The following is a 13165-nucleotide window of genomic DNA, read 5'->3' as shown; positions in this document are numbered from 1 at the left end:
CAAGATCGCTATGACGGAGGGGGAGACGGTGGACACAGCGGCGCAGTTACCGGCGCTTCGCGGCCATGGAAGCGCGTGGCAATTCCGCGACCTACGACCTGCTGGCGGATCGGATCGCTGACGACGCGATTTTCCGCGGCCTTCGGGTCAGGCTGACTTCCTGGCGTCGTAGTCCAGCCGGGCCTGCTCGACCTTGTCCAAGTTGACCGACCACTCGGCGAGAGTCTCGAACAGGGGTGCCAGGCTGCGTCCCAGCTCGCTGATCTCGTACTCCACCCGCGGCGGAACCTCGGGGTGGTAGGTCCGCACCACGAGTCCGTCGCGCTCCAGTTGCCGCAGTCGTTCGGTCAGCACCTTGGGGGTGATGGTCGTGATGCGGCGTTGCAGCTCCACGAACCGATGCCGCCCGAATTCGTTGAGCACCCACAGGATCGGCGTGGTCCAGCGGCTGAAGACGATGTCGACCACCGGGGTGATCGGGCACGCCTGCTCCGGAGGGACGTCGGCAGGAGGCGGCCAAGGTGTGCTGTTGGTCACAATGAGCCTTCCTCGCCAATACTTTCCTCTAGGTACCTACTATCACAGCGCTAGTAGCTTCCATCGAGTCCACAGAGGACATCGATCAACGGGAGTGAACATGATTGTGGTGACTGGGGCCACGGGCAACGTCGGGCAGCCGCTCGTGCGGGCGCTCGTCGCGTATGGCGAGCAGGTGACGGCGGTCTCACGTGGGATCTCAGAGCTGGACATGCCGGAGGGGGTACGGCATCAGCGAGCCGACCTGGCCGAACCGGAGAGCCTCAAGCCCGCCCTGCATGGAGCCGAAGCGCTGTTCCTGCTGACCTCCCCCGACTTCATGGCGAACGGTGATCTCAGTGACGTCATGAACGTCGTACGAGCGGCCGACGTCCCACGGGTCGTGTTGCTGTCCTCCCACGGCGTGGGCACCCAACGCCACCCATCGCACCTGGAAGACGCCGTCAAGCAGTCGGGCCTGGAGTGGACGATGCTGCGGCCGGGCAACTTCGCCTCCAACACGGCCCAATGGGCCGGCTCGGTCCGTACGCGACGGGTGGTCACGGCGCCGTTCGGCGACGTCGCGGTGCCGGCCATCGACCCGGCCGACATCGCCGAGGTCGCTGCCGTCACACTGCGCGGGCCAGGCCACGAGGGCAAGGTCTACACGCTGACCGGACCGGCACCGATCTCACCCCGGCAGCAGGCCGCGGCGATCGGGGCCGCTCTCGGCGAGTCGGTACGGTTCGTTGAGCAGAGCCGCGCGGAAGCGCGGAACCAGATGCTGGAGTACATGCCCGAGCCAGTCGTGGAGGCCACCCTCGGCGCCCTCGGCGCCCCGTCCGCCGCCGAGCAGCGCGTCAGCCCCGACGTCGCGCGGCTCCTCGGGCGCCCGCCCCGCACCTTCGCCGAGTGGGCGGAGCGCAACGTCGCGGCCTTCAAATAGCAGATCCGGGTCGGTGCTCGTCCGGCCGGACTACCGCAGCGGACTTGAGGCGGCTGGCGCATTGACGGGGATTCGCGTGGGATAGACATGGATCACGTCCGGGCGATCCTCCCGGCCGAGAGTGGCGTGTCCGTGGGAGGCAGCAGGTGTTCGAGAGCCGGCGTCCACTGGTCGGCAGAACCGCCGAACTGGCCCACCTGTCGGGTCTCCTGGACGCCCGGAGGCAGTGGGTCTTCGTGTTGCTGACCGGTGAGCCGGGCATCGGCAAGACCCGGATGCTGGGCGCGTTCGCCGACCTCGCGCGCGAACGGGGCATCATGGCCATCGCCGGACGGGCCACCGAGTTCGAGCGCAGCGCGCCGTACGGGATCGTGCAGGACGCGCTCGCCGACGCCCACCAGCATCCTGACCTCGCCGGACACCTCGATGGGCTGCGCGCGCTGCTGTCGCGGGAGAGCGGGACGGGTGACCTGGCCGGTCTGGACCGTCACCGCCGCTTCCGCGAGATGCGTCAGGGCGTGGAGCGAATGGGCGAGTCGAGCACGCTGGTGGTCCTGATGGACGACGTGCAGTGGGCCGACGACGCCTCGGTGGAGGTGATCGACTATCACATCAGACATCCGCCGAACACGAGCGCCGTGATCGTGCTCGCCTGCCGTACCGGCGAGCTGCCCAGGGGGCTGGTCCGCTCGCTGACCTCGGCGAACGTCGTCAACCTGTCGCTCGGCCCGCTGCCGGCCGCTGAGGCCGACACCATGCTGGCCGGGCAGCCGTCCCGTCCGGGAAAGCGGCAACTGTCCCGTCCGGGAAGGCGGCGGCTGTACGAGCGCAGCGGCGGCAACCCGCTGTTCCTGGAGATCCTGGCCACCTTGCCGGACATCCAGGCCGCCGACCTCGCGGAGGTCACCGGTGCTCTCACGGAGGTCACCAGGACCGATGCCCTTGACCGGTTGATCGTGGCCGAACTCGCCGGGCTGGACCCGGACCGGCAGCTGGTGGCCCAGGCGGCGGCCGTCGCCGGTGATGACGTGGATGTGGCGTTCGTGGCGGCCGTGTCCGGGCTGGATCCCCGTACCGTCGAGTCGGCGCTGGACGAACTGGTGCGCCGCAGGGTGCTCGGCACGGCCGGGCGGGCGCTGGTGTTCAGGCATCCGCTGGTTCGCGCGGCCGCCTACCAGCTGGCCGGGCCCTCCTGGAGGAGGGCGGCGCATCGCCGGGCGGCGGAGCACCTGCTCTCGCGGGGTGCCTCGGACGTCCGCCGCGCGGTGCACATGGAGCACGCAATAGGCGTGGGCGACGCGGATGGGGCCGCGCTCCTCGTCTCGGCGGCGGGAGCGGTGTCGGTCAACGCGCCCGCGACGGCGGCGCGATGGTTCCGCGCCGCGCTGGAGGCGTCGCCCGCTGACGCGACGCCGGAGCTGCGGATGTCGCTCGCCGCGGCGCTCGCCGTGTCCGGGCGGTTGGAGGAGGCCCGGGGGCTGCTGGACGAGCTCGTACGGGAAGGCGACGGCAGCAGGGACCGGGCGGTGGGGCTGCTGTCCGCGATGCAACGGTCGCTGGGCCGGCTGGAAGAGGCCAGGGCGCTGCTGACCGGCGAGCTGGCCCGGGTGGACGACTCCGCGGGCAGGCCGCCCCTCCTGGTGGAGCTGGCGGCGATCGACCTCTTGCAGGGCCAGTGGGACTCGGCGGCGGACAACGCCGCCCAGGCCCTGGATCAGTCGAACCAAGCAAGGTCTGGAACATCGGCCTCGGCCGTCACGCTGCTCGCGGTCGCCGAGCTGTACCGCTGCCACTTCCCCGACGGATATCGCCTGCTCGCCCGCGCCAAGACGCTCATGGACGCCCTGACCGACCGCGAGCTGTGCGACGACCTCGGCTTCGTGGCACCTCTGGCGTGGGGCGAGTTCATCGTCGACCACCACGACGACGCGCTGCGGCACCTGGCTCGCGGGTTGCAGGTCGCCCGTGACCACGGCCGCGACAATGTCGTCCCCCTGTTGCACGCGGCGCGGGCCATGGTCCGTTCCGCGCTGGGCGAGATCGAGGCGGCGCTGGCCGACGCCGAGGAGGCGGAGGAGATCGCCCGTCATCTCGGCAGCGCCGAGATGCTCGCGTTCGCGCACGTGGTCAAGTCCCGGCCGCTGCTGTGGCAGGCGGGTCCTGAGGCCGCCGTGCCGCTGGTGGAGGGGGTGCTGCACGGTCCGGGAATGCGCTCGGCGTGGTGGCGGACCATCGCCGACGACGTGGTGTCGGAGGTGCTGATGGCGGTCGGCCGTACGGAGGACTGCCGGCGGTTCCTGGCCGCCCGCGTCGGCGGCGATCCGTCGGGGCTCGGGCCCGGCGCGGCGAGTGTCTTCGCCCGCCGCGCGCGGGCGGAGGCGGCCTGCGGCGACTTGACGGCGGCCGGGCAGTGGTACGAGCGGGCCGTCGCGGTCGTGGCGTCGGGAGCGCCGCCCGCCCGGTCCGCCGACGTCGAGGCGGCCCGCGCGGCGCTGGCGATGGCCGCGGACCGGCCGCACGAGGCGGACGCGTCGGCGCGCGCGGCCGTGGCGTGTCTCGTCACGGCCAGACTGCCCGTCGGCGAAGGCTTCGCCCGGATGCTGCTGGCGGAGGTGAGCGCGGACGCGGGCGACGTCCGCACGGCGCAGGAGCAGCTCGGCCAGGCCAAGGCCCTGTTCACGCGCGTCGGCGCGCCTTGGCCGGCGGCGCAGGCCGGGCGCAGGCAGCGCGGCGCCGCGGCCCATGGGGCGGGCGGGCGGCTGTCGGAGCGCGAACGCGAGATCGTCGAGCTGGTCGGTGAGGGTCTGACGAACCGGCAGATCGGCGAGCGGCTGTACCTGAGCCCGCGCACGGTCGAGACGCACCTGGCGCGGGTCTTCCGCAAGCTCGGCGTCAACACCCGCGCGGCCCTGGTCCGCCGGTCGGCAGGCCAGGCGTGAGGTCACCTGGACATGGTGGATCGGCGGGCCCGGCCGTGGGATCCGTTGAACGACGTACCCTCTGGCAGGGCGGCATCCGTGAAACGACGGACCTTCCTGATTACGGGTCGGTGGCTCTTCGCCGGTGAATGGCCACGTGGTGAGAATTCGGACGGATCATCCGAGCACCACGAACGGAAAGGCCTCCATGGGCACCCCCAGAAGACTGATCACCGCGTTACTCACCGCCCTCATCGCCTTGACCGGCTTCGTCGTCGCCTCACCGCCAGCCAGCGCCGACAGACTGGTCGCCGAGGCGTCGCTTCACTCCTGGCACGCCAACAACCAGAACAAGACCATCGACACCACGGTCAAGGTCTACGCCAGCGGCAACGTCTACGGGGTCTCGACGGTCGAGTCGGGCGTCTACCTCACCGGCGTCCGGCTGTGCGCCAAGGCCCTGCTCCTCAACATCGACGGCATGGTCATCGGCGAGGTCGGCGGCGACTGCTGGGGTGTCAACGGCACCGCCTTGGGCTACTCCAAGCGTACGGAGAACTGGTCCGGGCAGGTCGCACCGGACATCGCCGAGCAGACGTACGCGGTGTCGATCGTGCACTGGAACAACGGCATCGACTGGGGTCAGGTCCTCGGCTTCGCCAAGTTCATCTGGACCGTGTACAAAACGCTCAGCACCGACGGCTCCGACGCCTCGGCCAACACCGTGGTCCTGCCCAACTACCAGCCCATCCAGTTCGCCGGCAACAACGGCAGCAGCGGTGGAGGTGGCGGCGGTAGCCCGCACAACCCCAAGCCGAACGATCCCTGACCGGAACCCCGGGGTGGCGCGACGACACGCTCGCGCCACCCCTCCGGGCGTCACGTCGCGCGATCACCCGTCCAGGTAGCCCCGGATCGCCGCGTCACGCTACCGCGAGGTGGCCGCCGTCCATGGCCGGAGCTTCTCGGGGTTGCGTACCGCCCAGATGCGCTTGATCCGGCCGTCTTCGACGTCGAACGCGGCCACCGTCACGGCGACGTCGTTCTGCTGAGCCACCAGACCCGGCTGACCGTTGACCGTACGCTCCAGGATGGTCAGGTCGGGTGCCTTGCCGGCGAGGGCGAGGATGTAGCGGGCGATCCGCTCGCTGCCTTCGATCGGGTGGAGTCCGGCGCTGACCAGGCCGCCGCCGTCGATGATCGCCGTGGCGTCGGGGTCGAGAAGACCGATGAGGGCGTCGATGTCCTTGGCTTCCCATGCCTGCTTGAAGTCCCTGACGATGCCGGACTGCCGCGCCGCCGGAGTTGCCGGCGCCTGCGCGGCACCGAGACGGCGGCGGGCCGAGGAGGCCAGCTGGCGACAGGCCCCCGGCGTACGGCCGACGATCTCGGCCACCTCGGCGAAGGAGAAGCGGAAGACATCATGCAGGACGAGCGCGACGCGCTCGGCGGGGGTCATCGAATCGAGCACGACGAGAAAGGCCATGGTGATCGACTCGTCGAGGGTGACGCGGTCCACCGGGTCGACCGGCCGCCCGGTGATCCACTCCGTGGGGTCGGGCAGCGGCTCGGGGATCCATTCGCCGACGTAGCTCTCGCGCCGGGTCCGTGCCGAGCCGAGCAGGTCCAGGCAGATGCGACTGGCGACCGTGGTCAGCCAGGCGCCGGGGACTTCGATGGCGTCCTGCTGCTGCCGGGTCATGGCGTACCAGCGGGCGTAGGTCTCCTGTACGACATCCTCCGCGTCGGCCAGGGAGCCGAGGAGACGATAGGCGAGGTTGATCAGCTGACGCCGCTCACTCATGATCGCGCTCAGGCCCGGATCGGATGGGGTGGTCATGGTGTCGATGGCTCCCTTGCTCGCGGCTGCCCTCACCCGTTCGACGAGACAGCCCACGGGACTGTGAGGTCGGCGCGTCGCCTGACATTTTCCGCGGTTGTTTCGTCGGACTGCTGGGACCCGGATCGCAGTGATCAACGATGCACGGGCCGGCTTCCTCGACGGAAGTTCTCGCAGCTGACAACCACAAAGGAAAGCTTATGTTCGCCGCTTATGTCGCGGTCACCATCTTCGCCGCGCTCCTGTTCGGCAGCGCCGCCGTCGTCTACCTGATCGGCCACGAATTTCCCAAGGCCCAGGCGGACATGAAGCGCCTGCCACGGTCGTGGGTACCGGTCCTGGGCATGATGCTGGCGGCGGGCTCTTTGGGGCTGCTGGGCGGGTTCGCCGTGCCGATGCTGGGGACACTCGCCGCCTACAGCCTCGTGCTGTACTTCGTCGGCGCGCTCCTCGCACACCTGCGGGTGGGTTCCCGCAAGCTCGTGAACTGGGGCGGATTCTTCCTCACCGCGGTGGCCGCACTGGCCGTGAACCTGGCCTACCACTGGTCGTGACCCGTAGAGATCGAGAAGGGAAACCTCGCCATGTCCACACCCACCACGACCGAGCAGTCACGCCTGCCCGACCCCGCCCAGTTCTTCCCCGAGCTCGGCCAGATCGCCGGAGCCATGCTCAAGGCCACCCTGAACGGCGCGATTCCGCAGACCACCGTCAACCTGCTGCAACTCCGCGCCGGTCAGATCGTCGGCAGCACCTACCACACCGTCCGGCAGACCGGCCTGCTCCGCAAGGCCGGGGAAACGGAGGAGCGCATCACGGCGGTGGCGTCGTGGCAGGACGCCCCCTACTTCACCGACGCCGAACGGGTCGCGCTGGAGCTCGTGGAGGCCGTCCTCACCCCGAACCCGTCCGGGGAGCGCGTCCCCGATGAGCTGTACGCCAAGGCGTCCGCCCACTACGACGACAAGGCGCTCTGGACGCTCACCCTGGCGATCAGCCAGATCTTCTTCTTCATCCCCGTCGCCCTCATCGGCAAGCCGATCCCCGGTAAGCCCCCTGGGAAGAACTACACCGGGTGATGAAGGCGAAGCGTGGCCGTCGCGCCGCCGTCCGGGGCGTTGGCGAAGGCGAGATCGGCGCCGATCACCCGTGCCTGTCCGGCGGCGATGGCCAGGCCCAGACCATGGCCATGGCCACGCTCGGCCCCGCCCGTACGGAACCGCTGGGGTCCCTCCGCCAGCAACCCGTCCGGGAATCCGGGGCCGTGGTCGCGTACGACGATCGTCGTGTCGTTCACGGCGACCTCGACCGGAGCGCGCCCGTGGCGGTGGGCGTTGATGACCAGGTTCGTGATGATCCGGTCAATGCGCCGCGGATCGGTGTCGACCACCGGCTCACCGGTCACCGTCAGCCGGACCGCGAGCTTCGTCCGGGCCACGCACTCCTCGACGACCCGGCCCAGCGGCACCGGACGGCGGTCGGCCCACTCCGCGCCCGCGTCCAGCCGGGAGATCTCCAGCAGGTCCTCCACCAGCGCCCGCAGCACCCGCACCCGGTCACGTACCAGGTCGGTGGCCTCGCTCTCCGGGAGCAGTTCGGCCGAGACGACCAGTCCCATCAGCGGGGTACGCAGCTCGTGGGCCACATCGGCGGTGAAGCGCTGCTCGCTAAACAGCCGGTCCCGCAGGCTGTCGGCCATCGAATCGATGGTGGCCGAGATGTCGGTGATCTCGTCGCCGCCCCGGCCGCCCATCCTGCTCCTGGCCTCTAGGTCGCCGTCCGCGATCCGCCGCGCGGTGCGGGCCACCCGCCTCAGCCGCCGGTTGGACGTCTCGGCGGCCAGCACGGCCAGAGGTACGACGACCGCGAGCGCGACCAGCGACGCTTTCAGGATGTTCCGGTCCAGGGCCCATAGACCGCGTATCTCCGAGCCCATGTCGATCTGCACGGCGAGCACCTGGCCGTCGATCAGCTGCGCCGCCCACATCCAGGGGATGTCCGGTCGGCGGTCGTCGTACCAGGTGCTGAACTCGCCTGTGCTCCTGGCCTGTTGGAGCAGCGCGGGCGGGACCTGAGCGGTCTGCGGCGCCTCGCCCGTACGCCGGTAGGCGTCCACCTCGGCCAGCAGCGCGCTGAAAGCCCTGTCCCTGCCCAGGCTCATGGACCGGTCGAAGGCACTCCGGTGGACCAGCACCCCGACGGCCAGCGCGACCGCGCAGGACGTCACGGCCACCAGCGCGGCGATCTTCCAGCGTAGTGACCGCCAGTTCAGTAGTCCGCGTGCGGCCTTTCCCACGTCAGCGCCGCAGCTTGTAACCGAAGCCGCGGACCGTCTCGATCCGGTCGGCGCCGATCTTCTTACGCAGCCGCTGCACGCACAGGTCGACGACGCGGCTGTCCCCGTCCCAGCCGTAGTCCCAGACGTTGCGCAGCAGTGTCTGCCGGTCCAGCACGATCCCCGGATTCGCGGCGAACTCCAGCAGCAGCCGCAACTCGGTGGGAGCCAGCTCGACCGGCTCCCCGGCGCGGCGCACTTCCAGCCCCTGCGGATCAATGGTCAGGTCCCCGAAGACCAGGCCAGTGGCCTCCTGGAGGTGTTCCGGACCCGGAGCGAAGGAGGCCCGGCGCAGCAGGGAACGGATCCTGGCCACCAGCACGGAGGTGTCGACCGGCTTGACCACGTAGTCGTCGGCCCCCGCCTCCAGCCCCGACACCACGTCGAGAGCGTCACCCCGCGCGGACATCATCAGGATCGGCACCAGGCTCCACTCCCTGACCTGCCGGCACAACCCGATGCCGTCCAGTCCTGGCAGCATCACGTCCAGCAGCAGCACGTCGTGCCGCTGCTCCCTGAACAGTTCGAGGCCGGTCAGACCGTCGCCCGCCGTGCCCACGCGATAGCCGTAGCGCTCCAGCACCATCCCGACGGTCTTGCGGATCACCTCGTCGTCCTCGACGAGCAGCACGGTCACCGGAGCCGACACCGAAAGCGACATTTCTCCCCAAAGGCCTGAGGCAACAGACGATACAAGCCGCCGACATCCGCGACGCCTCAGCCGTGTATCAGCCACGAATCAACCTTCATACGGAGGAGGGGTATAGTCCGCACTCTACAACCCGTACATGGATGTACGAGATAGTGGGGAATGCGGATGCCATCCATACAAGTGCGGCTCTCGGTGAACGGCCGCGAGCACGAGCTGGAGCTGGAAACCCGGGTCAGCCTGCTCGACTGCCTGCGCGAGCACCTCGGCCTGACCGGTACCAAGAAGGGCTGCGACCAAGGGGCCTGCGGCGCCTGCACGGTGCTGCTGGACGGTGAGCGGGTCAACTCCTGCCTCGTGCTCGCCGCGCAATGCGCGGACGCGGCGATCACGACCATCGAGGGGCTGGCCTCGTCGGAGGTCGGCCGGGCGATGCAGGAGGCGTTCGTCCGCAACGACGGCCTGCAGTGCGGCTACTGCACCCCGGGCCAGGTCTGCTCGGCCGTGGCCATGCTCACCGAGTACGAGGCCGGGGTGCCGAGCGCCGTGGGCGAGGCCGGGGTGCCCAGTGCCGTAGGTGGCGCCGGTCTGACGGACGCCGAGATCAGGGAACGGCTGGCGGGCAACCTGTGCCGGTGCGGCGCGTACAACGGGATCCTCGCGGCGGTGCGGGAGGTCGTCCGGTGAACCCGTTCTCCTACGTACCGGCCACCGACACCTCCTCAGCCGTCGCCCGCGCCGCAGAAGGGGCGAAATACCTGGCAGGCGGCACCAATCTCGTCGACCTGATGCGCCAGGGCATCGAGACGCCGCACGAGCTCGTGGACATCACCCGGCTGCCGCTGGCCGACATCGAGGAGCACGCGGGCGGCCTGCGGATCGGGGCCCTGACCCGCAACACGCGGGTGGCCACCGACGAGCGGATCCGCGATCGCTACCCGGTGCTCGCCCAAGCCATCCTGAACGGCGCCTCCCCTCAACTGCGCAACCGCGCCACCGTGGGCGGCAACCTGATGCAGCGCACCCGCTGCGGCTACTTCTACGACCGGCACTCGGCCTGCGGCAAACGCGATCCGGGCGCCGGCTGCGACGCTCTCGACGGGTTCAACCGCACGCACGCCATCCTCGGCACGAGCGAGAGCTGCGTCGCCGTACATCCGTCGGACATGTGCGTGGCCCTGGCCGCCCTGGATGCCGTGGTCAACATCGCGGGCCGCGACCCCGTACCGCTGGTGGACTTCCACCGCCTGCCCGGAGACACGCCGCACCTGGAGACGGCGCTCGCGCCGGGGGAGCTGGTGACCTCCATCGACCTGCCGCCTGCCCAGCTGGGCCGCTCGGTGTATCTCAAGGTGCGCGATCGGGCCAGTTACGCCTTCGCGCTGGTCAGCGTGGCCGCCGTCGTCCGTATGGAAGCGGGCCGCGCCACCGGCGTACGCATCGCGCTGGGCGGGGTCGCCGCCAAACCGTGGCGCGCGTACGAAGCCGAACGGCTCCTGACCGGCACCACTCTCGACGACGAGCTCATCCACCAGGCGGCCGAACAGGCGCTGGCCGGCGCCCGTCCACGCGCGCACAACGCGTTCAAGGCCGAGCTGGCCCGGCGCCTGATCCGGCGAGCATTGCAAGGAGTCAGGTCATGAATCTCGCCGCCCGCGGCTTCACCCTCGCCAGCAAGGCACTGACCAGGCTGGCCAGACTCCTGCCCGACGGCAGGCCCGATCCCCTGGCCCACCGCCGCGCCGAGCTCGGCAGGCCCGCCGACCGGCTGGACGGCCGCGCCAAGGTCACCGGCGCCATCCGTTACACGGCCGAGCGGCGACTTCCCGGCCTCGCCTACGCGGTCGTGGTGGGCAGCACAATCGCCAGGGGCCGGGTCACCGCCGTCCACGTTCCGCGGGCGCCCGGTGTGCTGCTCGTGATGACCCACGACAACGCGCCCGCGATGAAGCGCACCCCCGCGTACGCCACCATGAAGGGCCCGCTCGGCGCCGCCGCGATGAGCCTGCCGGTGCTCAACACCGACGAGATCTTCTGGTACGGCCAGCCCATCGCGGTCGTCGTGGCCGAGTCCCTGGAACAGGCCCGTTACGCGGCGTCGCTGATCCACGCCGACTACGAGCCGTGGCCCGCCAGGCTGTCGATGGCCGACGGGAAACCGTACACGCCCGCCCACGCCGTGCTGGAGGAGCCCGTGACCAGGCGCGGCGATGTCCGCACGGCGCTCGGCGCGGCGGCGGCCACGGTCGAGGCCGAGTACACCACGCCGCTCGAACACCACAACGCCATGGAACCGCACGCCACCGTGGCCGACTGGGAGGGCGACCGCCTCACCGTCTACGACACCGCGCAGTACCCCTATGGCGTCAAGGAGATGCTGGCCAAGAAGTTCTCACTCGCCGAGGAGAACGTCCGCGTGCTGGCGCCGTTCATCGGCGGCGGCTTCGGCGGCAAGACGCCGGCCTGGCCGCACGTCTGGCTCACGGTGGCGGCGGCCAAACTCTCCGGCCGTCCCGTCAAGCTCGTGCTCTCGCGGGCCGACGTGTTCGCCATGACCGGCGGCCGGGCCCCGACCCGCAGCCGCGTCGCGCTCGGCGCCGACGCCACGGGGCGGCTCACCGCGCTCGAACACGACGCCCTGGCCCCGTGCACGAGCGACGAGTTCGCCGAGGCCGCCGTCGTCGCCTCCCGCCATCTGTACGCCTGCCCCAACGTCCATGTCGTCCAGCAGGTGGTCCGCCTGGACCGCATCCAGAACGCCTTCTTCCGTGGCCCAGGCGTCGCCCCCGGATCCTTCGCGCTGGAATCCGCCATGGACGAGCTGGCCTGGCGGCTCGGCCTCGACCCTCTTGAGCTGCGCCTGCGCAACGAACCGGAGCGGGACCCGATGAGCGGAATCAGCTTCACCAGCCGCCACCTGCGCGAGGCGTACGCCCTGGGCGCCGAGGCGTTCGGCTGGTCCCGGCGCCCGCCCGCGCCCCGCGCGACGCGGGACGGCCGCTGGCTCATCGGGTATGGGATGGCCGCGGCGATCAACCCCGACGCCGTGCTCATCGCCGGAGTCAAGCTGCGCCTGTCCGCCGACGGCACCGTCACCATCCGCAGCAGCACCAACGAACTGGGCGCCGGCACCTCGACCGCGCAGAGCCAGGTCACGGCCGACCGTCTTGGGCTGCCTCTCGACCGGATCCGCTTCGAGCAGGGCGATTCCAACGTGGCCAGGACCCGCATCCCCGGTGCCTCGGCCGCGACCACGACGCTCGCCTCGGCCGTCTGGTCCGCCCGCGACAACCTCGTCCGCGAGCTGCTGAAGCTGGTGCGCGACACCGACTCACCGCTGGCTGGACGGTCGTTCGAGGAGGTGGAGACCCGCGACGGTGGCCTGTTCGGGCCCCGTGGGGGTGAGAGCTATGAGCGCATTCTGGCCAGGGCCGAGACGGAGGCCGTGGAGGTGGCGGGGAAGTCGGCGCTGCCGTACCAGACCGTCAAGCGGGGCACCTACTCCTACGGCGCGCACTTCTGCGAGGTGCGGGTCGACGAGGAGACCGGCGAGGCGCGCGTCACGCGCTGGGTCGGCGCGTTCGACGGCGGCAGGATCGTCAACCCCAAGCAGGCCACCAGTCAGATGCGCGGCGGCATCATCATGGGCATCGGCATGGCACTGACCGAGGAGACACTGCTCGACGAGCGCACCGGCCTCATCGTCAACCGCGGCCTGGCCGAGTACCACGTGCCCACGCACGCCGACGTGCCCGACATCGACATCCACTTCGTCGACCAGCCCGACCCGCAGACCCCGCTGGGTGCCAAGGGCATCGGCGAGCTCGGCATCGTGGGCGTGGCCGCCGCCATCGCGAACGCCGTCTATCACGCGACCGGCGAACGCGTCCGCTCCCTCCCCATCACTCCGGACAAACTCATGTAGCCGGATTGGAATACGGTAGGGGGGTATAGTACGTTG

The 13165-nt window shown here is 70.4% G+C and carries 12 protein-coding genes; 8 read left to right on the top strand and 4 right to left on the bottom strand.

The annotated features are described in order from the left end of the window. Window positions 1-147: 147 nt before the first annotated feature. Window positions 148-537 carry a helix-turn-helix domain-containing protein gene (locus AB0J16_RS02715; protein ID WP_358533887.1) on the bottom strand — a complete coding sequence of 130 codons (390 nt, stop codon included), beginning with the start codon at window positions 535-537 and terminating at the stop codon, window positions 148-150. Window positions 538-637: 100 nt separating this feature from the next. Between AB0J16_RS02715 and AB0J16_RS02710 the strand changes: the two genes are divergently transcribed. From AB0J16_RS02710 to AB0J16_RS02700, 3 genes are all read left to right on the top strand, one after another. Beyond that, window positions 638-1462, top strand: a complete 825-nt coding sequence (locus AB0J16_RS02710) for an NAD(P)H-binding protein (protein WP_358533884.1) — start codon at window positions 638-640, stop codon at window positions 1460-1462. 146 nt (window positions 1463-1608) lie between these two features. Beyond that, a complete protein-coding gene (locus tag AB0J16_RS02705; RefSeq protein WP_358533882.1) occupies window positions 1609-4401 on the top strand; it encodes an AAA family ATPase in 2793 nt (930 codons plus the stop codon). A 187-nt stretch (window positions 4402-4588) separates the two neighbouring features. After that, complete coding sequence (locus AB0J16_RS02700; RefSeq protein WP_358533880.1) at window positions 4589-5209, top strand: hypothetical protein; 621 nt, start codon at window positions 4589-4591, stop codon at window positions 5207-5209. A 99-nt stretch (window positions 5210-5308) separates the two neighbouring features. On the opposite strand, the gene sigJ is transcribed toward AB0J16_RS02700, so the two are convergent. Beyond that, window positions 5309-6220, bottom strand: a complete 912-nt coding sequence (gene sigJ, locus AB0J16_RS02695) for an RNA polymerase sigma factor SigJ (RefSeq protein WP_358533877.1) — start codon at window positions 6218-6220, stop codon at window positions 5309-5311. 200 nt (window positions 6221-6420) lie between these two features. Between sigJ and AB0J16_RS02690 the strand changes: the two genes are divergently transcribed. Both AB0J16_RS02690 and AB0J16_RS02685 read left to right on the top strand, forming a co-directional pair. Next, window positions 6421-6774, top strand: a complete 354-nt coding sequence (locus AB0J16_RS02690) for a DoxX family protein (protein ID WP_358533875.1) — start codon at window positions 6421-6423, stop codon at window positions 6772-6774. Window positions 6775-6804: 30 nt separating this feature from the next. Next, window positions 6805-7299 carry a carboxymuconolactone decarboxylase family protein gene (locus AB0J16_RS02685; RefSeq protein ID WP_358533872.1) on the top strand — a complete coding sequence of 165 codons (495 nt, stop codon included), beginning with the start codon at window positions 6805-6807 and terminating at the stop codon, window positions 7297-7299. Here the strand turns inward: AB0J16_RS02685 and AB0J16_RS02680 are convergent. Both AB0J16_RS02680 and cseB read right to left on the bottom strand, forming a co-directional pair. Continuing rightward, on the bottom strand, window positions 7287-8516 hold the full coding sequence (locus AB0J16_RS02680) for a HAMP domain-containing sensor histidine kinase (RefSeq protein ID WP_358533869.1): 1230 nt from the start codon (window positions 8514-8516) through the stop codon (window positions 7287-7289). The two genes, AB0J16_RS02685 and AB0J16_RS02680, sit on opposite strands and share 13 nt — an antisense overlap. Before the next feature lies 1 nt (window position 8517). Then, a complete protein-coding gene (cseB, locus tag AB0J16_RS02675; RefSeq protein WP_358533866.1) occupies window positions 8518-9216 on the bottom strand; it encodes a two-component system response regulator CseB in 699 nt (232 codons plus the stop codon). A gap of 156 nt (window positions 9217-9372) precedes the next feature. Here cseB and AB0J16_RS02670 point away from each other — a divergent pair, with 156 nt between their 5' ends. The 3 genes from AB0J16_RS02670 to AB0J16_RS02660 are packed head-to-tail and all read left to right on the top strand — an operon-like array spanning window position 9373 to window position 13129. Beyond that, window positions 9373-9891, top strand: coding sequence for a 2Fe-2S iron-sulfur cluster-binding protein (locus AB0J16_RS02670; protein WP_358533864.1), 519 nt, complete (start codon window positions 9373-9375; stop codon window positions 9889-9891). Continuing rightward, complete coding sequence (locus tag AB0J16_RS02665) at window positions 9888-10847, top strand: xanthine dehydrogenase family protein subunit M (RefSeq protein ID WP_358533861.1); 960 nt, start codon at window positions 9888-9890, stop codon at window positions 10845-10847. Before AB0J16_RS02670 ends, AB0J16_RS02665 begins: the two co-directional genes overlap by 4 nt. After that, window positions 10844-13129 carry a xanthine dehydrogenase family protein molybdopterin-binding subunit gene (locus tag AB0J16_RS02660; protein ID WP_358533859.1) on the top strand — a complete coding sequence of 762 codons (2286 nt, stop codon included), beginning with the start codon at window positions 10844-10846 and terminating at the stop codon, window positions 13127-13129. Before AB0J16_RS02665 ends, AB0J16_RS02660 begins: the two co-directional genes overlap by 4 nt. Window positions 13130-13165: the final 36 nt, after the last annotated feature.

It is taken from the genome of Nonomuraea sp. NPDC049750 (assembly GCF_040659625.1).
Classification (GTDB): Bacteria; Actinomycetota; Actinomycetes; order Streptosporangiales; family Streptosporangiaceae; genus Nonomuraea.
The sequence above is the reverse complement of the archived record's forward strand: the minus strand, read 5'-3'. Positions and strand labels throughout refer to the sequence as shown.